The 610-nt window shown below is 50.2% G+C and carries 1 protein-coding gene; it reads right to left on the minus strand.

Features of this window, described 5'->3' with window-relative positions; genetic code table 11:
- Window positions 1-12: 12 nt before the first annotated feature.
- The coding region (locus FHR04_RS20795) for a PstA family ABC transporter permease (protein WP_139405068.1) at window positions 13-610 on the minus strand (598 nt) is incomplete at its 5' end.

Genomic DNA, 610 nt, shown 5'->3' on the forward strand with positions numbered 1-610 from the left:
GCCTCTTTCCGATTAATTTGCCGTAAGCTTTTTATAAATGACAGATCCGAGCCATCTTGCACAAAGGTTAAACAAGAGCACCGAAATCACCAGCACCGCGGAGCCGCCGTTTGCAATCGCTTCGGCGTCAGGGATGATTCCCTGCGTATTGACACTCCATATATGAACCGCCAGCGTCTCAGCCGGCCTGAAAATGTTGAAAGGAGATGATTCAGAAAACGGGTTCAAATCCGTAAAATTCAGCCGCGGCGTTGTCAGTCCCGCTGTAAATAACAATGCGGCCGCTTCTCCGAATACTCTTCCTGATGCGAGAATGGCTCCGGTTAAAATCGAAGGAATCGCACTCGGAATCAGCACCGTTTTGACGGTATGCCATCTCGATACGCCTAAAGCGAGAGAAGCTTCTTTCAGCTCCTTAGGAACTGCAGTGAGCGCGCCTTCTGTCACCCGGACCATAACGGGAAGGTTAAAGACCGTTAATGCGAGCGCGCCTCCGATAATCGTGTAGCCCCATCCGGTCAGGTTTACAAACATCAGCATGCCGAACATCCCGATGACAATGGACGGAAGCGAAGACAGAACCTCAATACACGTTCTGATAAAATCAGTG

This window comes from Deinococcus radiopugnans ATCC 19172 (assembly GCF_006335125.1).
Taxonomy (GTDB): Bacteria; Deinococcota; Deinococci; order Deinococcales; family Deinococcaceae; genus Deinococcus; species Deinococcus radiopugnans.